21 protein-coding genes and 3 tRNA genes are annotated in these 22,578 nt (G+C 55.9%); 10 read left to right on the plus strand and 14 right to left on the minus strand.

Annotation, left to right across the window (positions count from 1 at the left end):
• Nucleotides 1-8: 8 nt before the first annotated feature.
• The 4 genes from hydA to ygeW form a co-directional block, all read right to left on the minus strand.
• Nucleotides 9-1,415 (minus strand): dihydropyrimidinase, encoded by a 1,407-nt coding sequence (gene hydA, locus BV390_RS24975; protein ID WP_046852341.1) that lies wholly within the window; start codon nt 1,413-1,415, stop codon nt 9-11.
• A gap of 51 nt (nt 1,416-1,466) precedes the next feature.
• Nucleotides 1,467-2,678 carry a YgeY family selenium metabolism-linked hydrolase gene (locus tag BV390_RS24980; RefSeq protein ID WP_032696014.1) on the minus strand — a complete coding sequence of 404 codons (1,212 nt, stop codon included), beginning with the start codon at nt 2,676-2,678 and terminating at the stop codon, nt 1,467-1,469.
• A gap of 62 nt (nt 2,679-2,740) precedes the next feature.
• Nucleotides 2,741-3,940, minus strand: a complete 1,200-nt coding sequence (gene dpaL / locus BV390_RS24985; RefSeq protein WP_085397435.1) for a diaminopropionate ammonia-lyase — start codon at nt 3,938-3,940, stop codon at nt 2,741-2,743.
• A 61-nt stretch (nt 3,941-4,001) separates the two neighbouring features.
• On the minus strand, nt 4,002-5,189 hold the full coding sequence (ygeW, locus tag BV390_RS24990) for a knotted carbamoyltransferase YgeW (RefSeq protein WP_032696015.1): 1,188 nt from the start codon (nt 5,187-5,189) through the stop codon (nt 4,002-4,004).
• A 467-nt stretch (nt 5,190-5,656) separates the two neighbouring features.
• Between ygeW and BV390_RS24995 the strand changes: the two genes are divergently transcribed.
• The 4 genes from BV390_RS24995 (at nt 5,657) to BV390_RS25010 (ending at nt 11,167) form a co-directional block, all read left to right on the plus strand.
• Nucleotides 5,657-7,435: a sigma-54 interaction domain-containing protein gene (locus tag BV390_RS24995; RefSeq protein WP_032687286.1), complete on the plus strand. Its 1,779-nt coding sequence runs from the start codon at nt 5,657-5,659 to the stop codon at nt 7,433-7,435.
• A gap of 276 nt (nt 7,436-7,711) precedes the next feature.
• Entirely contained in the window at nt 7,712-9,361 is a 1,650-nt protein-coding gene (locus BV390_RS25000; protein WP_032699634.1) for an OFA family MFS transporter, read from the plus strand.
• A gap of 212 nt (nt 9,362-9,573) precedes the next feature.
• Nucleotides 9,574-10,209 (plus strand): carbonic anhydrase, encoded by a 636-nt coding sequence (locus BV390_RS25005; protein WP_004862810.1) that lies wholly within the window; start codon nt 9,574-9,576, stop codon nt 10,207-10,209.
• Between the two features lie 163 nt (nt 10,210-10,372).
• Nucleotides 10,373-11,167: an MBL fold metallo-hydrolase gene (locus BV390_RS25010; RefSeq protein WP_085397436.1), complete on the plus strand. Its 795-nt coding sequence runs from the start codon at nt 10,373-10,375 to the stop codon at nt 11,165-11,167.
• 70 nt (nt 11,168-11,237) lie between these two features.
• Here BV390_RS25010 and BV390_RS25015 read toward each other — a convergent pair whose 3' ends face one another.
• Together BV390_RS25015 and BV390_RS31825 are read right to left on the minus strand one after the other, a co-directional pair.
• On the minus strand, nt 11,238-12,122 hold the full coding sequence (locus tag BV390_RS25015; protein WP_085397437.1) for an SDR family oxidoreductase: 885 nt from the start codon (nt 12,120-12,122) through the stop codon (nt 11,238-11,240).
• 65 nt (nt 12,123-12,187) lie between these two features.
• Complete coding sequence (locus BV390_RS31825) at nt 12,188-12,322, minus strand: hypothetical protein (protein ID WP_255380408.1); 135 nt, start codon at nt 12,320-12,322, stop codon at nt 12,188-12,190.
• 245 nt (nt 12,323-12,567) lie between these two features.
• On the opposite strand from BV390_RS31825, the gene BV390_RS31215 reads away from it, so the two are divergent.
• Nucleotides 12,568-12,705, plus strand: coding sequence for a hypothetical protein (locus BV390_RS31215; RefSeq protein ID WP_165457277.1), 138 nt, complete (start codon nt 12,568-12,570; stop codon nt 12,703-12,705).
• A gap of 9 nt (nt 12,706-12,714) precedes the next feature.
• On the opposite strand, the gene BV390_RS25020 is transcribed toward BV390_RS31215, so the two are convergent.
• Complete coding sequence (locus BV390_RS25020) at nt 12,715-14,325, minus strand: FAD-NAD(P)-binding protein (RefSeq protein ID WP_085397438.1); 1,611 nt, start codon at nt 14,323-14,325, stop codon at nt 12,715-12,717.
• A 236-nt stretch (nt 14,326-14,561) separates the two neighbouring features.
• Nucleotides 14,562-15,170 (minus strand): glutathione S-transferase family protein, encoded by a 609-nt coding sequence (locus BV390_RS25025; protein WP_168185429.1) that lies wholly within the window; start codon nt 15,168-15,170, stop codon nt 14,562-14,564.
• A gap of 242 nt (nt 15,171-15,412) precedes the next feature.
• On the opposite strand from BV390_RS25025, the gene BV390_RS25030 reads away from it, so the two are divergent.
• The gene (locus BV390_RS25030) at nt 15,413-16,318 is read left to right on the plus strand and encodes a LysR substrate-binding domain-containing protein (RefSeq protein ID WP_085397439.1); all 906 of its coding nucleotides are present in this window, start codon (nt 15,413-15,415) and stop codon (nt 16,316-16,318) included.
• A gap of 29 nt (nt 16,319-16,347) precedes the next feature.
• On the opposite strand, the gene BV390_RS25035 is transcribed toward BV390_RS25030, so the two are convergent.
• Nucleotides 16,348-17,253, minus strand: coding sequence for a LysR family transcriptional regulator (locus BV390_RS25035; RefSeq protein ID WP_032699644.1), 906 nt, complete (start codon nt 17,251-17,253; stop codon nt 16,348-16,350).
• A gap of 102 nt (nt 17,254-17,355) precedes the next feature.
• Here BV390_RS25035 and BV390_RS25040 point away from each other — a divergent pair, with 102 nt between their 5' ends.
• Both BV390_RS25040 and BV390_RS25045 read left to right on the plus strand, forming a co-directional pair.
• On the plus strand, nt 17,356-17,673 hold the full coding sequence (locus BV390_RS25040; protein ID WP_085397440.1) for a nuclear transport factor 2 family protein: 318 nt from the start codon (nt 17,356-17,358) through the stop codon (nt 17,671-17,673).
• Entirely contained in the window at nt 17,666-18,445 is a 780-nt protein-coding gene (locus BV390_RS25045; RefSeq protein WP_085397441.1) for an SDR family oxidoreductase, read from the plus strand. The genes BV390_RS25040 and BV390_RS25045 overlap by 8 nt, the downstream gene beginning before the upstream one ends.
• A gap of 81 nt (nt 18,446-18,526) precedes the next feature.
• On the opposite strand, the gene BV390_RS25050 is transcribed toward BV390_RS25045, so the two are convergent.
• The gene (locus BV390_RS25050) at nt 18,527-19,090 is read right to left on the minus strand and encodes a DJ-1/PfpI family protein (protein ID WP_085397442.1); all 564 of its coding nucleotides are present in this window, start codon (nt 19,088-19,090) and stop codon (nt 18,527-18,529) included.
• Between the two features lie 414 nt (nt 19,091-19,504).
• On the opposite strand from BV390_RS25050, the gene BV390_RS25055 reads away from it, so the two are divergent.
• The gene (locus BV390_RS25055; RefSeq protein ID WP_032687303.1) at nt 19,505-20,287 is read left to right on the plus strand and encodes a DUF3750 domain-containing protein; all 783 of its coding nucleotides are present in this window, start codon (nt 19,505-19,507) and stop codon (nt 20,285-20,287) included.
• A 195-nt stretch (nt 20,288-20,482) separates the two neighbouring features.
• On the plus strand, nt 20,483-21,706 hold the full coding sequence (gene zigA, locus BV390_RS25060; RefSeq protein ID WP_032699672.1) for a zinc metallochaperone GTPase ZigA: 1,224 nt from the start codon (nt 20,483-20,485) through the stop codon (nt 21,704-21,706).
• Nucleotides 21,707-21,943: 237 nt separating this feature from the next.
• Here the strand turns inward: zigA and BV390_RS25065 are convergent.
• The 4 genes from BV390_RS25065 to ydgU form a co-directional block, all read right to left on the minus strand.
• Nucleotides 21,944-22,020 (minus strand) — tRNA-Val (locus BV390_RS25065).
• Between the two features lie 4 nt (nt 22,021-22,024).
• Nucleotides 22,025-22,101: transfer RNA gene (locus BV390_RS25070), tRNA-Val, on the minus strand.
• 4 nt (nt 22,102-22,105) lie between these two features.
• Nucleotides 22,106-22,182, minus strand: a tRNA-Val gene (locus BV390_RS25075).
• A gap of 290 nt (nt 22,183-22,472) precedes the next feature.
• Entirely contained in the window at nt 22,473-22,556 is an 84-nt protein-coding gene (gene ydgU / locus BV390_RS32135) for a small membrane protein YdgU (RefSeq protein ID WP_099130681.1), read from the minus strand.
• Nucleotides 22,557-22,578 lie beyond the last annotated feature (22 nt).

A 22,578-nucleotide genomic window follows, 5' to 3' on the forward strand; every position in this document is an offset into this window, starting at 1 on the left:
TCCTCACTTTAGGGTGCATTTCCGCTTACGGGAGCGTTAGCGATTGAAAAGGGATGGCGGCGCAAGAAACGCCCCTGGCCTGCGGTGCCGGTAAAGTGACCGTTATCGAAGATCACTCTGCCGTGAGACAAGGTCTGGCGAATAGCGCCCTGGCAGATAAACCCCTCCCACGGGGAATAGTCAGCGTTGTCATGCAGCATTTCATGACGAATGGTGGTCGTCCGCCGCGGATCGATGATCACCACATCGCCATCGGCGCCGGGCGCCAGCAGCCCTTTTTTCGGCCACAGGCCGAACAGCTTTGCCGGCGTCGCGCTGGTGAGCGCCACGAAACGTTCGGCAGAAATACGTCCGGTCATCACCCCATGGGAGAACAGGAGCAGCAAACGATTTTCGACTCCCGGCAGACCGTTCGGACAGCGGCTGAAATCGCCACCGGAAAGCTGCTGGCGTTGGGCCATGGAGAAAGCACAGTGATCGGTGGCGACGACATCAATCGCGCCATCGCTGATACCGCACCACAGGGCATCGTTATGCCTGGCGTTACGCAGCGGTGGACTGAGCAGAAACTGCAAGGCATCTTCACGTTCATAGCAGCGTTCGTCGAGCAGCAGATACTGTGGGCAGGTTTCTACCCATACCGGCTGATGGCGGGTTTGGGCAAGACGTAGATAGTCCAGACCCAGACTATTGGAGAGATGCACGATGTATAGCGGCGCGTTGCCCGCAAGTTGTGCCAGATTGATCATCCGCGCGATGGCTTCGGCTTCGCACTCAAACGGGCGACTTAACGCGTGATAGCGCGGGGCGGTTTTACCGGCGGCGAGAAACTCAGCGCGCTTTTGCGCAATAGCGGCATCATTTTCCGGATGAACGGTCGTTAATGCCCCGGCCCGCTGTAGATGACGCATCGCCTGCAGCACCTCGTCATCATTGAGTTTGTACTGGTAGGTCAGGTAGAGCTTAAAGCTGCTGATCCCCGCCTCGACCATCATCGGGATCTCATCAAGAATCGCGTGATTAATATGCTGGATAACGCCATGAAAACTGTAGTCAATCACCGCTTTATAAGCGGCATATCCGTGGTAGGCCTCCAGCTGGTGGCGTAACCGACAGCCGGCAGGGCCGAAGCCCATATGATCGATGATGGTTGTTGTACCGCCACACGCGGCGGCGCGGGTACCGGTAAAAAAATCATCACAGCTGCGGGCGAGTCCGGTATCAATATTAAAGTGGGTATGAACATCGATGCCGCCGGGCATCACGTAGCAACCTTCGGCATCAATAGTGTCGCACGGTTGGTCAAGCGTTATCTGGTGGGCCAGACGGCTGACCAGACCGTTTTCAATGAGCAAATCCTGTTTAGCCCGGCCGTCGGCATTGACGACGATGCCATTTTTAATCAGTACGCGCATAAACACTCCAGACTCCCGTCGCCAAGCGACGGGAGGCGTTGCAGACAATGATTATTCCGTGGCCAGCCAGCTAAGCGGAATGGCGGCATACATCGCGGCACAGGTCACCAGATGGGATTTCCAGGTCTTCTCATTAGGCGCATGGGCTTCCGGTTCTTTACCTGGACCAAAACCGATGACCGGAATGCCGTGACGGCCCATGATGGAGACGCCGTTGGTAGAGAATGTCCATTTATCAACGACCGGTGCTTTGCCAAACAGCCCTTCATAGGCATTGCTGAGCGCACGGACGGTGAAGTGGTTCTCTTCCACTTTCCAGGTCGGGAAATAGCACTCGGTCGGGTAGACCAGGCCAGTCCAGGAGGGGCGGTCATAGTTGTACATCGACACCACCGCGTCTGCATTTTGTACGGCGGGCAGGGCGCGGATTTCCGCCAGCGCCCCTTCCCAGGTTTCCCCCCAGGTCAGGCGCCGGTCGATGGAGATAGCGCAGCTGTCGGCAACGGCGCAGCGGCTTGGCGAGGTGAAGAAAATTTCCGAAACGGTCAGGGTGCCTTTACCCAGGAACTCATCATTGCCCAGTTTGTGCGAGAGATCCTGCAGTTCATTGAGGATTGGCCCCATTTTGAAAATGGCGTTATCGCCGCGTTCCGGCGCGGAACCGTGGCAACTGATGCCATGGACATCAACGCGAATTTCCATACGCCCGCGCTGACCTCGGTAGATCTGACAGTCCGTTGGTTCGGTGCTGACGACAAACTCCGGGCGAATACCTGACTGCTCGATGATGTACTGCCAGCACAGCCCATCGCAGTCTTCCTCCTGAACGGTACCGGTGACCAGCAGGGTGTACTCATCTTCCAGTCCGAGGTCTTTGATAATTTTACCGGCATAGACCATTGAGGCCATTCCGCCCTCCTGGTCCGATGTTCCACGACCGCCGATTAACTCATCGGTCTCCATGCCTTCATAGGGATCGAAATTCCAGTTTTTGATGTTGCCGATGCCGACGGTATCGATATGTGCGTCCATCGCGACCAGACGCGGGCCATGGCCGATATAACCAAGAACGTTGCCCATCGGGTCGATGACCACTTTGTCGAAGCCGACCTTTTCCATCTCTTCTTTAATGCGATGGACCACGCGTTTTTCATCACAGCTTTCGCTCGGTATTGCCACCATGTCCCGGAGAAAACGGGTCATGTCCTGTTGGTAGTGGTTTGCTTTTTCAAGAATCAGTTTGAAGGGAATGTGCCTGGCCATGAATCAGTTCTCCAGTTTTTGTTTCCCGCTCAGCGGGATGAATTTGTCAGTGTTTTGAGGAATTATTGGGCCGCCGGATATTTACCTTCCCAGACGACTTCCCGGTAGTGCTTCACATCGGTATCGCCTTCCGTACTGATAACCAGCACCACGGAGTGGCTATCCAGTCCGAGCTTATTCATCAGCGCTTCGCGCTGTGGGTGAAAATGTACGGCGCAGAGAATGCCCAGACCGACAGCGCCAGACTCTCCGGAAATCACCCGTGGATCGGTGCCGAGAGGATTACCCAGTACGCGCATCCCGAGCGCGGCTACGGCATCCTGACAGGAGATAAACTGGGTGGCGCAGTTGCGTAGAATGTCCCAGCCCAGCGGGTTGGGTTCGCCGCAGGCCAGGCCCGCCATAATCGTGGCCATGCTGCCGCCAACGTTGACGATTTGACCTTTGACGCCTGAACGATAGAGACAATCCGCCAGCTCCGGCTCAACGATAACCGAATGCAGATCGCGTGCGCCGAAGACGTCCACCAGATAACCGAGCACGCCGCCGGCCATCGCGCCGACGCCAGCCTGCAGGAAGACGTGGGTCGGACGAGCAATGCCCATTGCCGCCATCTGCTCTACCGCTTCATCGGCGAGGGTGGCGTAACCTTGCATAATCCAGGTCGGGATTTTGGTATATCCCTCCCAGGCGGTGTCTTGTACCACCTCCCAGCCGTTTTGCCGGGCAGTTTGCATCGTGAAGCGTACGGTATCGTCATAGTTCATCTCGGTGACGATACACCTGGCGCCAAGCCGCAGGATGGCATCAACGCGCTCCTGGGCCGATCCTTTGGGCATATAGATAACGGCATTCTGACCCAGCTGCTGTGCCGCCCACGCCACGCCGCGTCCGTGGTTACCATCGGTGGTGGTGGCAAAGGTCATCTTTTCTTTTGTACTGGCTTTGAAGGTAGCGAATGAGAATGCGTTGATATCCAGGTGATATTTTTCGCACAGCAGCTGTGCGATAGCGTAGGCGCCGCCCAGCATTTTGAATGCGTTCAGACCGAAACGCTGCGACTCGTCTTTGACCAGAATCGTACTCACGCCAAACAGAGCCGCCAGCGACTTAAGGGCATACAGCGGCGTCGGTTCATATCCGACGATTTTTTGATGAAAATGGCGCGCCTGTTGCGCCTGCTGGCGCGAAAACAGCGGCGGTGCTTCGCCGGTAAAAAAACGGTTTTCGGCAATATCCATTTTCAGTGAGAAAGCAGACATACACTGTCCTTATCCTTCATGCGGAGGCTGGTGATGCTGGCCTGCAGGCCAGCCTGATAGGTTACTTGACGCGTTTTTGCGCTTCGTTGAGCAGTTGTTCCAGCAACTGGCCTGGTCTGGCGTATTTGCGGCACAAAATCATGGCGGCGATGATGTATGGCTTCCAGCTGGCTTCTTTGTAGGTGGCGATCCGGTATTTTTCGAAGACGGCTTCGGTGACTTCCCCCTCGTCGCAGGAGACGCCGGTGATATCGGCAGGCAGACAGTGCATATATAGCGCCTCGCCGCCTTGAGTCTGCGCCATCATCTCTTCAGTACAGTGCCAGTCTTTATGGTTGGCGTTTTGCGCCAGGCAGGCCTGCTCCAGGGCTTTTAACCCGGCATGATCGTTAGCGCGCAGCAGTTCGGTGCGTTTTTCCATCACCTTATAAGGCGCCCAGGACTTCGGATAAACAATGTCCGCATCCTTAAATGCTTCCGCCATATCGGTGACCTGACGGAAGTGACCGCCAGAAGCTTTGGCGTTGTTTTTCGCCACGTCGATGACGTCCGGAATCAGATCGTAGCCTTCCGGATGTGCCAGAGTGACGTCCATACCAAAGCGGGTCATCAGACCGATAATTCCCTGAGGTACCGAGAGAGGTTTGCCGTAACTTGGCGAGTAGGCCCAGGTCATGGCGATTTTTTTACCTTTCAGGTTTTCCAGCGATCCAAAATGTTCACGCAGCCAGGCAAGATCGGCCATTGCCTGCGTCGGATGGTCAATATCGCACTGCAGGTTAATGAGGGCCGGGCGCTGCGGCAGTACGCCCTGTTGGTATCCGTCATCCAGCGCGTCGCCGACTTCACGCATGTAGGCATTGCCGGCGCCAAGATACATATCATCGCGAATACCGATAACGTCGGCGCAAAATGAGATCATATTGGCGGTTTCGCGAACGGTTTCGCCGTGGGCAATTTGTGATTTGCCTTCATCCAGGTCCTGCTGCGCGAGACCTAACAAATTCAGCGCTGAGGCATAGGAGAAACGAGTGCGGGTTGAGTTATCGCGAAAAACAGAAATTCCCAGCCCGCTATTAAACACCTGGGTGGCAATATTCTCTGCGCGCAGCGTCTTTAAGGCTTCGGCAACATCCAGAACCTGTTTCAGTTCATCCGGAGACTGCTCCCACGTCAGCAGGAAGTCTTTATCGTGCAGGTTGGAGTTGAGGTGGTTGATATCCTTAATCAGTTCGTTAACAGTTTTCATTTTTAGATCCTGGTAGTGAATGACGAGCTTAATGATTGCTGTGCGGTCGGGAGCGGCGAGCGTGAAGTGGCGACGGCCAGCGCTGTATATTCACTAACAATAACTGTGCCAGTTCCTGATAAAGAGGCAGACGCAGAGATAAATGGCCGTAATTATGGGATGACGATCACGTAAACATCGGGGAACCTGGGGGTGAGGTAAATAAGATTCATTTTCGTTATGCTGGCTTGAATGCGGTTTCTTTTATTCACAGGCAACTGAGAGGGGGGAGAAGAGGCGGGTTTATCGTCAAATTGATAAAAACCCTCTGCGAATTCTCATATTGATATGAAAATGTGATATCGCCTCCATATTTCCGTCAAAGAGTGAAAAGGGGATTTTATCTGCATCAAATACTTCCCACCCTGGGGTAGTATCATCGGGAAAGAATAAAGATAGTTTTCGGTTAGTGAGAGTAAGGGTTCATTATGATTTCCTCTAACACCTTATCCGTATTGATGCAAATTCAACCCACAATTCAACGATTTGCTCGTATGCTTTCCAGCGTTCTTCAGCTTGAGGTCGAGATTGTCGATAACACACTCTGTCGCGTCGCCGGGACAGGAGCGTACGGGAGGTTGCTTGGAAAAAAGTTGAATGAAGATTCGCGACTTTTGCGTTACATAATAGAAACAAAAAAAGACAAAGTTGTTACCCATTCACGTTTTGATCCCCTTTGTAAAGGATGTGCCAGCAAAGAGAATTGCAAAGAGAAAGCGTTTCTTGGCACGCCTGTTATTTATCAGGGGCAGTGCGTGGGCGTTATTAGCCTTATTGCGTTAACCCGCGAGCAGCAGGAGCGAATTAAGGACAATCTCCACGAATTCTCCGATTACGTTCGCCATGTCTCATCAATATTTGTTTCGCGGTTGCTGGAAGGTCAGGGCAGTAGCGATAATATTCAAAAAATATTTTTGACCATGATTGAAAATATGGATCAGGGGGTGCTGGTGGTTAGCCTCGATCAAAAGATAAAATTTGCTAACCAGACGGCATTAAAGATTCTTGGCGTGAATCAGGGAAATATGGTTGGCAAAACGATTACTTTTCGCCCGTTAACCTTTGAACATAATTTTGTTCGCGGCCATATGCAGCATGTGATCTCCTTTGATGACAAGAAAGAACTTATTATCGGGCAGCTGCATGCTGTTCAGGATCAGTGGCTATTCTTAATGGCGTTTCATCAATCGCATGCCACGACGGATTTCAGTTCGGCGCAGGACGAGCCGCAGATTGAGCAGCTGATTGGCGAATGTCGCCCGATGCGTCAGTTGAAAAAACTGATTAGCCGCATAGCGCGCGGTCCGTCCAGCGTGATGGTTGCTGGCGAAAGCGGGACCGGAAAAGAGGTTGTCGCCCGCGCCATTCATAAGCTGAGCGACCGACAGGCAAAGCCGTTTATTGCTATCAACTGTGCGGCTATCCCGGAACAGCTGCTGGAGAGCGAGCTGTTTGGTTACGTAAAGGGAGCATTTACCGGCGCGTCGGCTAACGGTAAACCCGGGCTGATACAGGCGGCGAATCACGGTACGCTGTTTCTCGATGAGATTGGCGATATGCCGCTTACCCTGCAGGCAAAGCTGCTAAGAGCAATTGAGTCGCGTGAGATCCAGCCGGTAGGGGCCAGTCACCCGGTTCCGGTTGATATCCGCATTATTTCCGCCACCAACCAAAACCTGGCGCAGTTTATCGCCGAGGGTAAATTCCGTGAGGACCTCTATTACCGGCTTAACGTGATTCCGTTAAGGTTGCCGCCGCTACGCGAGCGGCAGGATGACATCGAGCTGCTCATTCACCATTTCCTGCAGCTGCATACCCGCCGTCTCGAGCTGGTCTATCCCGGCGTCTCTCCCGAGGTAATCGGTTTGCTTAAGCGCTATCATTGGCCTGGCAATATCCGCGAGCTAAGCAATTTGATGGAGTATCTGGTCAACGTTGTGCCATCTGGTGAGGTGATTGATGCGTCATTGCTTCCGCCTAACTTAATCTGCAGCGGTAAAACCACCGGGCGCGATGCCAGCCTGCCAGGCGAGATGGCGGAGGTTAAAGAGGAAGAGGGCAGTACGGCGCTGGAAGCGATGGAAAAACAGATGATTCGCGACGCTCTGACTCGCTACAGCAATAAGAAACAGGCAGCGGATGAGCTGGGAATTGGCATTGCCACGCTGTATCGCAAAATTAAAAAGTACGAACTGATTGGCATCTGATTCGTGAACGGGCAAGGATAGCCCTTATGCTAAACGTGTGCCCGAGTGGCGGCGGGTTATCACTCTGAGAGCGGCAATTATCAAAATCATCTCTTCTTTACTCCGGCTTGTGGTTTGACTCATTCACTGCTGCCTGTGAGGCCAGCAGCAGGCAGTGCTTGCTCGCTTCAGTCTTCATTTCTGTCTGTTTTTTAACCAGGTGGCGTCATTATTGCTTTGTAACTCTGTCTTCGGCCGCTGAGGCCGCCGGTTAGCAAACATGATAAGGACAGGATTATGGCGCAACTCAATGAGAATACACCTCCCTTAGCCGTATCACCGATCACCCCCTTTTTTGCAAAGTCTCGCATCATTGCCCGCCCCGGATTTAACCGTTGGCTGGTCCCTCCGGCGGCGTTAGCCGTGCATTTATGCATCGGTATGGCTTACGGCTTTTCCGTCTTCTGGTTGCCAATGTCGCAGTTAATTGGCGGTATACAACCTCTGCAGTGTCCGGCTGAGATGTCATTCTGGCAGCAGCTATTGACCCGAGAATGTGACTGGAAAATTTCGCTGCTGGGTTGGACCTATACCTTGTTTTTTGTTTTCCTTGGCTGCGCCGCGGCACTCTGGGGAAGCTGGCTGGAAAAAGTCGGTCCGCGACTGGTGAGTCTCGTCGCGACGCTGTGCTGGTGCGGCGGGTTGCTGCTCTCCGCTCTGGCCATTTACAGTCATCAGCTGTGGCTACTGTGGCTGGGAGCCGGAGTGATTGGCGGTATTGGCCTGGGGCTGGGCTACATAGCGCCGGTTTCTACGTTACTGCGCTGGTTTCCGGACAAACGTGGGATGGCTGCCGGCATGGCGATCATGGGCTTCGGCGGCGGAGCACTGGTTGGCGCGCCGCTGGCGAACTGGCTGATGAACTTTTTTGCCGGTCCGCAAGGAAACGGCGTCTGGCAGAGTATCCTGGCGCTGGCGGGGATCTACTCGCTGTTTATGTTGTGCGGTACGTTTGGCTACCGTTTGCCGCCGATGGGCTGGCATCCCTCGGGGGAGAAAGCGCAAAAAGTGATGCGTAATCATTCCACCATACAGGTACATGTCAGCGTGGCGTGGCGAACGCCCCAGTTCTGGCTGCTGTGGCTGGTGTTGTGGTTGAATGTCACCGCCGGTATCGGCATTTTGGGTATGGCCTCACCCATGCTGCAGGAGATTTTTGCCGGAAAGCTCCTCTCGCAGGACCTGAGCTGGAATGAATTAAGTGGCGAACAGTTGAAGCGGATTGCGACGATGGCCGCCGGATTCACCGGCCTGCTCAGTTTGTTTAATATTCTGGGCCGTTTCTTCTGGGCTTCGGTGTCGGATATGTGCGGCAGAAAGACCACTTTTGCCTTAATCTTTTTTCTGGGGGCGTTGTTATACGGGACGTTGCCGCTGACCAACCACGGTGGCTATGTGGCGCTTTTCGTCTGCGCGCTGTGCGTCATTATTTCGATGTATGGCGGCGGCTTTGCCACCATTCCGGCTTATCTGGCCGATGTCTTTGGCTCTCAGATGGTTGGCGCGATTCACGGTCGTCTGCTGACCGCCTGGTCCGCTGCCGGCATTAGCGGGCCGGTGCTGGTGAATTACCTGCGAGAATATCAGCTGGCGCAAGGCATCGCCCCGGCGCGGATCTATGATATTACGCTGCTGGTCTTGACGGCATTACTGGTTATGGGTTTCATCTGCAACCAGCTTGTGCGCCCGATTGCGGAAAAATATGCCATGACCGCCGAACAGCAGCAGCAGGCTAAGGGCATGTATACCATTAATGCTAACGCGCAGCTGACGTGGGAGGCCCGTCCCTCCGTTGTGCTACTAACGTTAAGCTGGTTTGCTGTGGGTCTACCGCTGCTGTGGGGGATGGGAACGACGTTGCAACAGGCGATAAAATTTTTCATATAGCGAGGCGATCGTGCGCATGCGGACGCAACGCATCCATTACGCTGCCGGAGGCGTGAGTTCGCCTGTATTTCTGAACAGCCCCGCAGAAACGATCGGGGCTGCAACATATAGATTCCATTTGAATAACGATTCCTATTCTCTGCTGCGGTGATACACTGACAAACTGTGATCTTTGTCATACCGTAATTCATACCGAGAAAAGAGACACTGCTATGCAACATATCATTGAGGGTTTCCTCAACTTCCAGAAAGAGATCTTCCCGCAGCGTAAAGAGCTCTTCCGTAGCCTGGCCTCCAGTCAGAATCCCAAAGCGCTGTTTATCTCCTGTTCTGACAGCCGCCTGGTACCGGAACTGGTGACCCAGCAGGAACCGGGACAGCTCTTTGTCATTCGTAACGCGGGGAATATCGTGCCCTCGTTCGGGCCAGAGCCGGGCGGCGTTTCCGCGACTATCGAATATGCCGTTGTTGCCCTGGGCGTCACCGATATTGTGATCTGCGGCCATTCCAACTGCGGCGCGATGACTGCGGTTGCGACTTGTCAGTGTCTGGATCCGATGCCGGCGGTGGCGCATTGGTTGCGCTATGCCGATGCGGCAAAAGCGGTGGTCGAGAAAGGCACCTGGAACAGTGAAATCGATAAAGTGAATGCGATGGTGCGGGAAAACGTCATCGCACAGCTGAACAACATCAAAACTCACCCGTCGGTTGCCGTGGGTCTGCGCGATAAGGCGCTGCGCCTGCACGGCTGGGTCTACGATATCGAAAGCGGGGCGATTGGCGCGCTGGATAAGAACACCAAAACCTTCGTATCGCTGTCGGAGAACCCGGCCGTCTACTTCGAGTAATTTCTCTCATCAGGGCAGGGAAGCCCTGGATCTCAGCATCCCGTTTTTTGACTGGTCCCCCCATTTTTCCCCTGTGGCTTTCCCGTCGCCTGCATCATGACCGACCGTCATCGCGCATCTGCCATACTCATGACTGCTTTACCATCGTGCAGGAGGGGGAATAATGATTAAGCTATGTGAAACGTGCGGCACGTCGTATGAAGAAACAAGAGCCACAATCTTACGCTGCAAGATTTGTGACGATGAGCGGCAGTATGTCCCGGTCAGCGGACAGGCGTGGATAACCTTTGACGATCTCATCAGCCGTCATACCAACGCCTGGCAGCAGCATGACCACGCGCTGTTTAGCCTTAAAACCGTTCCCCGGTTCGCTATCAATCAGCGCGCCTTTCTGCTCAGAACGCCGCAGGGCAATATTCTGTGGGATTGCATTGCCAATCTCGATGCTGCCACGAGGGCGTTGATAACGGCGCTCGGCGGTATTGATGCTATCGCGATTTCCCACCCCCATTACTACACCACCATGCAGGATTGGGCGGCCGCCTTTGATGCACCGGTCTATCTGCATGCCAGCGATAGCGAGTGGATCGTGCGCCATAGCCCGGCGATTCGCCTGTGGCAAGGCGATGCGCTTGAGCTATGGCCCTCGGTGCAGCTGTTGCGACTGGGCGGTCACTTTGCCGGGGGAACCGTTCTACACTGGCGCGAGGGCGATGGCACGCTGCTGGTGGGCGACATCCTGCAGGTGACTCCCGGCGCGGATGCGGTCTCTTTTATGTGGAGCTACCCAAATATGCTGCCGTTGCCCGCGCCGGTAATTGAAAGCATCAGGCAGCGGCTGGCCGGCGTGCGGTTTAGCCGACTGTACGGCGCCTTCGAAGGGCAAGATATGCCGAAAAACGCGTACGAAAGAGTACAACGTTCCGCAGAGAAATATCTCGCCTGCCTGCGTGGATGATGCCTGTTAATGGCGATGAGAAGCCCTTTTGGACAGGACTCCTCTGCGTCGCGCCTTGCCGAAAATGGCGCTATAACACCCCGTCGCCGCCATCCGAGCACCAGACCTGGCCTGAGGTGAAGGAGCAGGCGTCAGAAGCGAGAGTCACATACAGCGGGGCGATCTCTACCGGCTGGCCCGGGCGGCCCAACGGCGTATCGGCGCCGAACTGGCGGACTTTTTCCTCCGGCTGGCCGCCGCTCGATTGCAGCACCGTCCAGTAGGGGCCGGGAGCGACCGCGTTGACCCGAATGCCTTTCGGCCCCAGCTGTTTGGCCAGCGATTTGGTAAAGGCCACCAGGCAGGCTTTGGTCTGCGCATAGTCAAAGAGAATCGGGCTGGGCTTAAAGGCCTGCACGGAAGAGGTATTGATGATCACGCTTTGGGCCTGAAGATAGCGCAGCGCGGCTTTGGTTATCCAGAACGGCGCGTAGACGTTAGTCTTAAAGGTGGCGTCGAAATCGGCGGTCGAGAGATCTTCCAGCGATTCACAGTACTGCTGGCGCCCGGCGTTATTGACCACGATATCGAGGCCGCCCAGCTGACTGGCGGCTTGTTCCACCAGCATCTGGCAAAACGCTTCGCTGCGAATATCGCCGGGAAGCGCCACCGCTTTGCGCCCTTCGGCCGCGATCAGGGCGATGACCTCCCGGGCATCAGGTTCCTCTTCCGGCAAATAGTTTATCGCCACGTCGGCGCCTTCGCGGGCAAAGGCGATCGCTACCGCGCGGCCGATGCCTGAGTCGCCGCCGGTAATCAGCGCTCTTTTTCCCGTAAGCCGCGCGGAACCGAGGTAACTGCTCTCACCGTGATCCGGTACAGGGACCATTTCTGATGCTAAACCGGGCGGCGTTTGCGGCTGGTCGGCAAAAGGGGGCTGGGGATACGGGGCTGTGAGTGTTGCGTTATCGCTCATAGGGTCCTCCTGCGTAAAACCTTAAGGATAGGCCGGATGACGCACGGTGGGCGGGAGTTGGGTCATTAATGTGCCGCTTGCGCCACGGCGAATATCGGCACTAAAAGAGCATTGCGGCGGGTAATATGTTGATTGCCGGGCAGGTTTGCCAACAGGCGATGCGTGTCGGATAGCGCTGTTTTTAGGATGATTCTCGCCATTTAATTGAGAATCCCTTTCAATAAGATGGCGCGGTGAAGCGGCTCTTCGTCGCCGCCGGCGTACCAGTTCCATGACCACTGTCGGGTGCGGACCCGGTGTAACTCATTTCGCTTGTTAAAACGCATCCTGGCAACCAGGCTTTATAAGGCTGGTTGAGGAACCTGCGCAGGACCTTTTCCTGCCGCCGGCTCACCAACAACCGCAATCACCCACGCTGCTACCGGAGGTATACATGAGGGGATTGATGGCGACTCACGCCGCAGAGCGCGGCAGCCGCCCGGAAAAAGAAGACCCGCGCGAGCAGGGTGAAATCCCGCGTAAACGCGACGATAGCGAGGATCATCAGCAAGATCCTTATCACCCCGCTCCCGGGCAGCGCTAAGATGCACGATCACAGGTCTGTCTGTGGCAAACGCCTGCGACGACGGGACGCCGGCCGGGAAATGGCGCCGGCCATGGCTTCAGCCATCTCGGCGCAGGCGGTAATGCCCTGTACAAACGGCTGATCGTGCATTAGCCACGGCAGCGCCGCAAATGCCACACGCCCTCGTACTTCCGCAGGCTCCTGTAACGTGTAGTCGTCCCCGACGTCCGGGATATCGTCGCCGGTGGCCTGCAGCTGCTCCCGTAACGTCGGGAAGGGCAGATCTTTCGTTTTGAGCGCTCTTTGCCCGCGCGCATCGATAAAGACATCATAGGTGGCGCGGTTTTCCCGGGTGGTAATCACCGTTTTGTCCTCTTCGATCGCCATCTGGTAATCCTCGCCGAGGGCGAGGATACGGATGACCCCGGCTTCGCGGAGCGCCAGCAGGCGGCGGATCGACTCTGACGGAATAGCGGCGTAATTATCGATGAACACCCGGGCGAGCCCGGCGCTAAAGCGCTGACTATCCCGCTCATCCAGATGCGGGACAATCTCCTGTACGGCCTCATGCAGCCGGAGGATGACATAGCGCCACGCAACGGTGTATTTCTCGCGCTTGTTGCGTTCGACTTCCATAAGGTTGGCCTGCGCCCAGTGAAACGGGTCATGTTGGCGCCGTTCACGGAACCACGCGTCGCTGAAGCTATCGGCGTTCAGCGTCGGGAGGGCGATGCTGGCACTCCATTGCGGATCGGCGCGGTCGATCTCCTCAGCCATCAGCCGGAAGACACGGTCAAGTAAACCTTCTGAACCGGCGGCAATCGCTTTTTCCAGCGCTTCAGACGTCACTATCGCAAGCGGTTCATAGGGTATCGGGCAGTAAAAATCCGCTTCCGGCAAAATACCGGAGCGCGACATCAGGACGATATTCAGCGCTTCGCTGGCCGGATTGAGCCTGAACTGCAGCGGTCGATCGGCGGATTCGACAAACTCGCCGTGCTGAACCACGACGGCCATCGCGGCATCAATACCGCTCAACGAGGTGCCCATGATCCCGACCCTGCACGCCGGGATCTCTGCATCCATCAGGCCGGACCACGGGCTAGGGAAGAAGGTGCGGGTGGACTCCTCGTCAGCGGGCCAGACGTGGCCTGTGGCGATGACCGCCAGATCGAAGCGTTCCGCCGCCGGCTCACCTTGCGCCCATACCCTGACGCCTTCTGCCGTAGCCTGCAGGTCGGTGACCTCACAGGATTCATGCACCGTTAGCGGGAAGCCCTGTTGTTTGGCTCTGGCTGCCAGGCCGATAAACTGGTCGCGAAAATACTCACCAAGCAGGATACGCGGAAGAAACTGGCGAACATGCAGCGAATCATCGCTGACGCCATAGCGGGCAAGATGCTCCTTGCTTTGCTGTTTCAGCCAGTCGATATAGGTACAGAGGATCGGTGGGATTTCAATACTGGCGATATTGGCCAGCATCATGCGCGAGTTTTCTTCGTCGCTGTATGGCATGCCGACACCGGCCTGACGCGCCTGCTCATAGACCGTCACCGCCAGCGGCTGCTGATACTTTAACAGGGAAAAAAGGGTGTAAATCCCGGTGGGGCCAGCGCCGATAATCGCAATTTTCTTCATGCATAATCACCCGTGATAAACGTTCTTCCATTGCAGTTTCCCGCCTGCCGGACGGTTAACCGGGCAAAGCGATCTGCGCCTGAGGTACAGCAGCGGGAGCCGGGTTTAAGTGTGGTCGAAAACCCCGGCGCTAGCCAGCTGGATGCATGCGGGCTGTGCGCCTCCCTCGGCTTGCGGTGACGGGCAATAAAAAAGGGGCCCTGTGCCCCCCCATAAGTTTTCCGCTTTTCTATCGCTCAGGGCAGAGGAAACCGTTTAAAGGCCGGATGAGCTTCTGTTATTTCGCGATGGGCGCGAATAGGGTGGAAGTCATGGGCCTTAACCACGTCGGGGATCATCGCTTGAATAAAGGTCCATACCACGGCGCTGGTCACCGCGACCTGATCGAGCCGCGTGTTGAGCGGGCGGTGTTCCAGCGCGGCGTTCCATTCCCGGCAGGCAGACAGCAGCTGCCAGGTGATGCGTTCAATCCACGGTTGATACTGTTTCTCTGGCGGCCGTAAGCGGTGCTCGTAAACATGCTGTACGGCTTTTTCGCTGGCCGCCAGAATCAACCCCAGGATCTGCAGATCTTCGGCCAGCGCAGGGCCGGCGACGGGGAGTAATTTACGCTGCATATCCGCCTGGGATTCGAAGTAATGGAGGATCAGCGTAGAGTCCATCAGCCGTACGGCGTTATCCAGAATCAGCGTAGGCGCCTTGACCACCGGATTGATTTTTGAGAAGGGCTCAACGGCGCTAAACACCGACAGCGGCAGGTGTTCAAATTCGACACCGTACAGCGCCAGAGATACTGCGACGCGCCTCACATAAGGGGAGTCCAACATGCCAATGAGTTTCATCATGATTCCTGTTTTCCTGTCTCTGAAAGGAGAATACCTGGCCAATCAAGCTGCGCCAGGGAGGGATATCCCGGTTCGCTTTGCCCCTGGCCGCAGAGAGACATTACGCCAGATTGGCTATGACGAATATTACGCATTTCTTACCTGAGATGTCAGAATGGCTGACCGGTATTGTCGCCTGAGGTTTTCCCCCCTGGGCAATGGTAACGTTGACCTCCAGGAGCTGGAATATAAGGAGCTGCTTCATGTCGGATTACCCACCGATCGCCAGTTTACGAAGCTTTGAGGCCGTTGCCCGGCTTGGTAGCGTGACGCTGGCGGCGAAAGAGCTGCATGTCACCCATTCGGCGATCAGTCAGCAAATTAAAGTGCTGGAAGAGATGCTCGGCGTGAGATTGTTTACTCGTCACGGACGCGGGGTGCAGATTAATGAAGAGGGGCGACTGTATGCGATGCATGTCCGCGAGGCGCTGGAACATATCGCGGATGCGACTCGTCTGGTCCACGTTAAGCCGCGGACGACGACGTTAATCCTGGCCACGGTACCTTCTTTTGCCTGCCACTGGCTCTTGCCACGGCTGGATCGCTTTCGCGCCAGATATCCCCATATCACCTTGCGGCTGCTGGTCAGCCTGACGGTCACCAACATGCAACAGGAGGCGGTGGATATCGCCATTCGCATGGGGAAAGGTGACTGGGAAGGGCTGGAAAGCCGCTATATGTTTGCCGATGAGCTGATTGTGGTGGCTGCGCCGCATTATAACGGCGGCTCGCTGCCCGCGACGCCGCAAGAGGTGGCGGCCGGTAAGATTATATTTTCGATGGAATCCTGGAAAACCTGGTGTCTGAAGGCCGGACTGGAGCGGGAGATTGTCGCCGACGGGCTCTGTATCAACGACTCGAATCTGGTCCTGGAAGCCGTTCGACTCGGCAATGGTATCGCGCTGGAGCGGCGCTCCCTGGTACAGGGCGCTATCGACCGCGGAGAGCTGGTCCAGCTCACCGCCTGCTCTGCGCCTTATCCCTGGCCGTACTGGCTGGTCACCCCGCAGCAAAGTGAAAAGAAAGCCGAAGTTTCTGTGTTCATCGCCTGGCTTAATGAAGAACTTGCGGCCTGGCGCCAGCGGGAAGAGTTGCCGTCGCCGTTATAGCATTATTCTGGCGCTGGCAAAGGGGTCGCTCAACGGCTGGCGGACTGGGCAAATTCCCGCGCCAGCGCCAGAAACGCGGCCAGCCCGGCTGAGGGGTGGCGTCTACCGGGATAATACAGACACAGGCCGGGAAAAGGGGGCGTCCAGTCGTCCAGTAAACGAATGAGCCGGCCGGCCTGAATATCCTCGATGACATCCTGTTCAAGGAAGAAACCAATTCCCGCATGCTCCAGCACCGCAATCCGCGCCAGCGACGCCTCATCCAGCGTCAGCTGCCCGCGGACATCGACCTGCACCGTTTCTCCTTGCTTCTCAAGGTGCCAGCGATAGAGGGAACCATCGGGCAGACGCACCCGGATGCAGGGATGATTGAGCAGGTCTGCAGGGGTTTCAGGCCGCTTATGGTGCGAAAGATAATGTGCAGAAGCCACCACGGCATAGCGCTGAGGCTGGCCGAGGGACAGTGCGATCATATCCTCCGGTATCAGGCTGGCGACCCGTACGCCCATATCGAAGCCTTCCGCCACGATGTCGATCAGCCGGCCATCGGTGACGATATCCACCTGCATTTGCGGATAGCGGCGCAAAAACTCCAGTACCACCCGGGAGAGAAGCGCGCGGGCGGCAAACGGAGGCGTATTGATGCGCAGGACGCCAGAAGGGGTTTCACTGCGGGAGCGGACGACCTCAAGGGCCTGATGCACTCCCTGTAGCGACGGACCGATGTTATCTATAAACAGGCGACCGGCGTCGGTGAGCCCCACGCTGCGAGTGGTCCGGTTAAATAAACGCACGCCCATTTCGGCTTCAAATTTAGCGATGATGTGGCTCAATGCGGTGGTCGATACCCCCAGTTCGATCGCCGCCGCACGAAAGGTCCCCCGTCGGGCGATGGCCATAACGGCATCTAAATCAGTCAGCGTGATTCGCGACATTATCCCATTTCCTTCATCATGGCATCCCGGTTTGTCCTGATTGTTTAAATTATAAAGGATTCTTAAAGTTAAGCCGTAGAGTTTAATCACGGGAGATTCACTATGGATATGCCATCAGCAGTGCAGGCCTTTTTTACGGCTGAAGATCTGGACAGCGTTGTCAGCGCCTTCACCCCGAATGCGGTGGTGAAGGATGAGGGGAATACCTACCGCGGGCGGCAGGCCATCCGGGAATGGCAGGTTGCCGCCAGACAAAAATATCAGTATGTCGCCGAACCCATTGAGGCGATCGCGCAGGGGGATAGGGTGAAGGTGCGCGCCAACGTCAGCGGAAATTTCCCCGGTAGCCCGGTCATTCCTTGCTATCTATTTCACCTGACGGCAGAGCAGATCGATGGGCTGGAGATCGGTGATGACTGATTTCCTGGCGCTGGAAGGAAAACGCGTACTGATTACCTCCGGAACCAAAGGGGCGGGGGCGGCAACCGTGGCGCTGTTCCGGCAGCTGGGGGCGCGAGTGTTAACCTGCGCTCGCCATCAGCCGGACGCTGCTGTTGATGCGCTATTTGTGACGGCGGATCTCTCCACGGCGAGCGGGTGCGCTGTGCTGGCCACTGCGGTGCAGGAGCAGTTGGGCGGTGTGGATATTATCGTTCATATGCTGGGCGGTTCTTCGTCCCCGGCGGGCGGGTTTGCCGCGCTGAGCGATGCGCTGTGGCAACAGGAGCTGGATCTCAACCTGTTCCCTGCGCTCAGGCTGGATCGGTTACTGCTTCCCTCGATGCTCAACAGCGGGAAGGGGGTGATTATCCACGTCTCTTCAATCCAAAGAAAGATGCCGCTGCCGGAGTCAACCACGGCCTACGCTGCGGCAAAATCCGCGCTGTCCACCTACAGTAAAAGCCTGTCGAAAGAGCTATCCCCGAGGGGCGTTCGTGTTCTGAGCGTGGCGCCCGGCTGGATTGAAACCGAGGCGGCGGTCAGATTTGCGCAGCGGCTTGCGCAACAGGAGGGGGTCGCTTATGCGCAAGGCAAACAAATCATCATGGATTCATTAGGCGGAATTCCGCTGGGCCGTCCGGCACAACCCGAAGAGGTGGCCAACCTGATTGCGTTTTTAGCCTCCGACCGGGCGGCGTCGATAACCGGCGCGGAATACGTTATCGATGGCGGAACCGTGCCGACGGTTTAACCATCCAGACTAGCCCTCGGTAAGGACCGTCAGCTGGACGGTCCGCCGTTGTCGTTTTATTAGTCGGTGATGCAACGTTTACTACTGCAACACTTCAGCAAATTTCGCCAGCCATTGCGGATGTGCGGGCCACGCAGGGGCGGTAACCAGGTTGCCGTCGACGTGTGCCTGATCGATACCAATGTCGGCATAATGCCCGCCGCTGAGCCGTACTTCCGGCGCGCAGGCCGGGTAGGCGCTACAGGTCCGGCCTTTCAGGATTCCGGCGGCGGCCAGGAGCTGCGGGCCGTGGCAGACGGCGGCAATGGGTTTGTGCGCCGCGTCAAATGCCTGAACCAGTTTAAGCACCTCATCATTCAAACGCAGATATTCCGGCGCTCGTCCTCCGGGGATCAGCAGGGCGTCATAATCCTGTTCTTTAACTGCGGCAAAGTCGGCGTTGAGGACAAAGCGGTGTCCGGGTTTCTCACTGTAGGTCTGGGCACCGTCAAAATCATGGATCGCCGTCATGATATAGTCGCCTTTGTGCTTATCCGGGCAAACCGCGTCAACCTGATGACCAATCATCTGCAAGGCCTGAAACGGCACCATGGTTTCATAATCTTCGGCATAATCGCCGACCAGCATCAGTATTTTTTTGCTCATCTTGATTGTTCCTCAGGGAATAAAGATGCCTAAGGTATAGCCCAGGGGGGGAGGGAATGCGAACCACAAGTGGTGTTGTGGGCACTGATACCGCGGCATTTTCGCCTTTGGTCTGCTTTTTGAGAGCGCGCAGGTCTTTGCCAGAGTCGACTCTCGTCGACGATAAGGGATTGCCGACCTGTGATGATGAGCAGGGCAAAGAAGTACTGCAACGTCTGGCCGATCCCGAAACGATAGTGGCGTGAAATCTTACGGCAAATCGCGTGCCTGTAGTGAATTGACAGGGTCTACAGGCTGCAAGTCCTCATTACTGCAGGCATTCTTGATGATGATTGGCGCGTTTTATATTGCTGCCCGGCCCCGTCAGGACAATAATCGCCCATACGGATGTCTCCTTTCTGAATACAGGCCGCCATGATCATAAAAATCGTTTGTCTGAGCCTTCTTTGCATCATCCTGCTCTCCCTTGGCGCCAGCCTGGCCCAGGCGATGTATCAGCGGGAGCTACGCTCGCAGGAAGGCTGGTGGTCCGCCCGTCGTGACTCAGCTGGCCTGGCGCCTGACCCCCAGCAAAACGCCCGCCTGGCCATTGTGCAGGTCTACGCTGCGCCGACCTGGGGATGGAAAGGTGTGGTGGCGGTGCATCCCTGGATTATCTATAAACGAGCCGGGGAAACGGAATATAACCGCTACGAAGTGATTAGCTGGGGAGGCGGGGAGAAGGTGCGCCATAATAGCAATCCGCCGGATGGCTACTGGTTCGGCGCGAAACCTCGTTTACTGGTAGAGCACCGGGGAGCGGAGGCCGAGGCTATGATCCCGCAGATTGTTGCGGCAATTGCTTCCTATCCGTGGCCGGATACTTATCACGCCTGGCCAGGCCCTAACAGTAATACCTTTCTGGCCCATATTGGACGCGAGGTGCCCGCGCTCAAACTGGATCTGCCCGCCAACGCGGTGGGGAAAGATTTTCGCTCGCTGCTGAATCCCATTGGTCTACCGCCCTCCGGGCGCGGGGTACAGGTGTCGGTGCTGGGTATCGCCGGCGTAACGCTGGGGGCTGAAGAGGGATTTGAACTCAACATGCTGGGGCTGAACGTCGGCCTGGATTTCACACCGCTACGTATCCGTCTGCCGTTTATTGGCGGGCTGGGCCATAACAATTTGCCTGGTGACGCAGCGGAACACTCGCGATAAATGGCATCGCGCCTCTCCTGCAGTTAAGCCAACATGGCTTATAGCCTCTGCACATTTCTCCTCCATGTGGCCGGAAAGGTCGATATTGGCATTTTAATTGTTATGTTATAACATAACAATTAAATACTGTGGCCATGCTTAGCAGGCCGAAACCAGTGTACCAATGACAAATGAAGTACGAGGAGATAAAAGACAATGTCCGGAACCAGCGTAGCAACACAGGGCGACAAGCGCCTACCGGTGACCGTTCTGTCCGGTTTTCTGGGGGCCGGGAAAACGACCCTGCTCAACCATATTCTGCACAACCGGGAGGGCAGGCGCGTTGCGGTTATCGTCAATGATATGTCGGAGGTCAATATTGATGCCGCTTTGGTCAGGGAAGGGGGCGCTGAACTTTCACGTACCGATGAAAAACTGGTTGAAATGAGTAACGGCTGCATCTGCTGCACTCTGCGGGAAGATCTCCTGCTGGAAGTTAATCGCCTGGCGAAAGAAGGGCGCTTTGATCAGCTGGTTATCGAGTCTACCGGGATTTCTGAACCGCTTCCGGTTGCTGAAACCTTTACCTTCGCCGGCGATGACGGGCAAAGTCTTTCAACCGTGGCGCGTCTTGATACCATGGTTACCGTCGTGGATGCCTTCAATTTTTTGCGGGATTATGACTCTGCGGATAGCATCCGCTCACGCGGGGAATCACTGGGCGAAGGTGATGAGCGCAGCGTGGTCGATTTGCTCATTGAGCAGATTGAATTCTGCGATGTGCTGGTCCTGAACAAAGTCGATCTGATCGATGACGGGCAACAAGAAAAGCTGATGGCTATTTTGCGTTCGCTTAATCCGCGGGCAAAAATGGTGGTCTCCCGGTTTGGTCAGGTCGCGCTGGATAAGGTGCTGAATACCGGACTGTTTGATTTTGATAATGCCGCACAGGCACCGGGCTGGCTGAAGGAACTGCGCGGCGAACATACGCCGGAAACAGAGGAGTATGGGATTAGCAGCTTCGTATTTCGCGCCCGTCGGCCTTTCCATCCGGCTCGGTTCTGCCAGGTGATGGCGCATGAACTGGCTGGTGTGGTCAGATCGAAAGGGTATTTTTGGTTGGCCAGTCGTGCGGAATTTGCCGGTGCCTGGTCACAGGCGGGTGGCGTGGCGCGTCAGGAACTGGGGGGAAGGTGGTGGGCAAGTGTCCCCAGAGAACGTTGGCCTGAGGATGATGAGTCGCTGAAATTTATCCTGGCAAACTGGATGGATGGCGTGGGCGATGCCCGGCAGGAACTGGTGTTTATCGGAATGAATATGGATGAATCAGCGCTGCGCGCCCGGCTGGCTTCCGCTTTGCTTACGGACGAAGAAATGGCGGAAGGTCCGGGCGAATGGCGTCACTATCCCGACCCGCTTGCGCCCTGGTTTGCCGCATGAGTCAACGGAAGAGACCCGATAAAAGCCGGCCCTTCATCTCGTTGCAATAGCTCTGCAGCTAAAAACGCGTGTGCGGGACTGTTTGATGCTGCGTGGCAAGCTGGCGTTAATTCCTGTTACAGGAACCGCATGGATAAGCGCAAAGGGAAGAACGGGTATTATACCGGGAGAAATGTGCGAAATTCACACACCGTTCGATAACCTACAGACTGTTGCTGATGTCTGCGGAATAAAGAATGGTGCGTCCGAGTGGACTCGAACCACCGACCCCCACCATGTCAAGGTGGTGCTCTAACCAACTGAGCTACGGACGCATTATGGTGCGTTTAATTGGACTCGAACCAACGACCCCCACCATGTCAAGGTGGTGCTCTAACCAACTGAGCTATAAACGCATTATGGTGCGTTCAATTGGACTCGAACCAACGACCCCCACCATGTCAAGGTGGTGCTCTAACCAACTGAGCTATGAACGCAATGTTGTGGTGACAACGGGGACGCATATTAGCGATCGGATGGGGTTGTGGCAAGAGGCAAACGTCACTTTTCTTTCAGATCTCACGCGATTGCGGAAGTTTTACGCATATTGTTCATATTTTACTGATGCTAAAGGATATTTCTTATCCAGCTGCCTTTGTCTCGCTGCGGCGTCGTTCCTGACGCGGCGCGAAGTGAGGCGTGGCGAAGTTGCCGGAAGAGAGAATGAGTGATTTGTCAGACGAACGGTGCAAGAGGCGTCGCAGACGCTGGTGCCGGAAAGGTGTGATTACCTGAAAATAAGGCGGAGGGTAAAAAGCGCGCAGAGGACTAACAGGATCAGAATAAGCTCAAAACGATAGCGTTGCAGCATAGTGGCTTCCTGAAATAAAACC

Source organism: Klebsiella sp. YJ (assembly GCF_002108615.1).
GTDB lineage: Bacteria > Pseudomonadota > Gammaproteobacteria > Enterobacterales > Enterobacteriaceae > Klebsiella > Klebsiella planticola.

Bases quoted from the DNA above. Each gene is read 5' to 3' on its own strand.
- BV390_RS25040 (WP_085397440.1), top strand. From the start codon at position 17,356: ATGGATATGCCATCAGCAGTGCAGGCCTTTTTTACGGCTGAAGATCTG.
- BV390_RS25005 (WP_004862810.1), top strand. From the start codon at position 9,574: ATGCAACATATCATTGAGGGTTTCCTCAACTTCCAGAAAGAGATCTTC.
- dpaL (WP_085397435.1), bottom strand. From the start codon at position 3,940: ATGTCTGCTTTCTCACTGAAAATGGATATTGCCGAAAACCGTTTTTTT.
- zigA (WP_032699672.1), top strand. From the start codon at position 20,483: ATGTCCGGAACCAGCGTAGCAACACAGGGCGACAAGCGCCTACCGGTG.
- ydgU (WP_099130681.1), bottom strand. From the start codon at position 22,556: ATGCTGCAACGCTATCGTTTTGAGCTTATTCTGATCCTGTTAGTCCTC.
- BV390_RS25025 (WP_168185429.1), bottom strand. From the start codon at position 15,170: ATGATGAAACTCATTGGCATGTTGGACTCCCCTTATGTGAGGCGCGTC.
- BV390_RS25055 (WP_032687303.1), top strand. From the start codon at position 19,505: ATGATCATAAAAATCGTTTGTCTGAGCCTTCTTTGCATCATCCTGCTC.
- BV390_RS31215 (WP_165457277.1), top strand. From the start codon at position 12,568: ATGGCGACTCACGCCGCAGAGCGCGGCAGCCGCCCGGAAAAAGAAGAC.
- BV390_RS24995 (WP_032687286.1), top strand. From the start codon at position 5,657: ATGATTTCCTCTAACACCTTATCCGTATTGATGCAAATTCAACCCACA.
- BV390_RS25000 (WP_032699634.1), top strand. From the start codon at position 7,712: ATGGCGCAACTCAATGAGAATACACCTCCCTTAGCCGTATCACCGATC.
- BV390_RS25010 (WP_085397436.1), top strand. From the start codon at position 10,373: ATGATTAAGCTATGTGAAACGTGCGGCACGTCGTATGAAGAAACAAGA.
- BV390_RS25020 (WP_085397438.1), bottom strand. From the start codon at position 14,325: ATGAAGAAAATTGCGATTATCGGCGCTGGCCCCACCGGGATTTACACC.
- BV390_RS24980 (WP_032696014.1), bottom strand. From the start codon at position 2,678: ATGGCCAGGCACATTCCCTTCAAACTGATTCTTGAAAAAGCAAACCAC.
- BV390_RS25030 (WP_085397439.1), top strand. From the start codon at position 15,413: ATGTCGGATTACCCACCGATCGCCAGTTTACGAAGCTTTGAGGCCGTT.
- BV390_RS25045 (WP_085397441.1), top strand. From the start codon at position 17,666: ATGACTGATTTCCTGGCGCTGGAAGGAAAACGCGTACTGATTACCTCC.
- hydA (WP_046852341.1), bottom strand. From the start codon at position 1,415: ATGCGCGTACTGATTAAAAATGGCATCGTCGTCAATGCCGACGGCCGG.
- BV390_RS25050 (WP_085397442.1), bottom strand. From the start codon at position 19,090: ATGAGCAAAAAAATACTGATGCTGGTCGGCGATTATGCCGAAGATTAT.
- BV390_RS25035 (WP_032699644.1), bottom strand. From the start codon at position 17,253: ATGTCGCGAATCACGCTGACTGATTTAGATGCCGTTATGGCCATCGCC.
- BV390_RS31825 (WP_255380408.1), bottom strand. From the start codon at position 12,322: ATGGCGAGAATCATCCTAAAAACAGCGCTATCCGACACGCATCGCCTG.
- ygeW (WP_032696015.1), bottom strand. From the start codon at position 5,189: ATGAAAACTGTTAACGAACTGATTAAGGATATCAACCACCTCAACTCC.
- BV390_RS25015 (WP_085397437.1), bottom strand. From the start codon at position 12,122: ATGAGCGATAACGCAACACTCACAGCCCCGTATCCCCAGCCCCCTTTT.